Below are 596 nucleotides of genomic sequence, written 5' to 3'. Positions count from 1 at the left end.
GTAACAACTGTTACTTATACCATTACCGATGCTGCTGGATTAACAAACTCTTGTTCTTTCGACGTAACTGTTAATGATACGGAAGCACCAACCATTGTTTGTCCTGGAGATATAACTATTAGCAACGATGCTGGGCAATGTGATGCGGTTGTAACTTGGACGGTGCCTACTGGTGCTGATAATTGTGCTGGATTTAATGTTACTAGCTCTCACAATCCTGGAGATACCTTACCGATTGGTGTAACAACTGTAACTTATACAATTACAGATGCTGCTGGATTAACAAACTCTTGTTCTTTCGATGTGACTGTAAATGATACAGAAGCACCAACCATAACCTGTCCTACTAATATTACAGTAAACAACGATGCTGGTCAATGTGATGCGGTTGTAACTTGGACGGTGCCTACTGGTGCTGATAATTGTGCTGGTTTTAATGTAACTAGCTCTCACAATCCTGGAGATACCTTCCCGATTGGTGTAACAACTGTTACCTATACTATTACGGATGCAGCTGGATTAACAAACTCTTGTTCATTCGACGTGACTGTTAATGATGCAGAAGCACCAACCATATCCTGTCCTGCTGATATTAC

1 protein-coding gene is annotated in these 596 nt (G+C 41.1%); it reads left to right on the top strand.

All coding sequences use genetic code 11. From position 1 onward, the window contains the following. Window positions 1–596: HYR domain-containing protein (locus OS191_RS00220; RefSeq protein ID WP_267153696.1), on the top strand; the 596-nt coding region annotated here is incomplete at both ends.

This window comes from Xanthomarina sp. F2636L, from assembly GCF_026410195.1.
Lineage (GTDB): Bacteria > Bacteroidota > Bacteroidia > Flavobacteriales > Flavobacteriaceae > Xanthomarina.
Note: the sequence above shows the minus strand (reverse complement) of the source record. Positions and strands in the feature narration are given on the sequence as shown.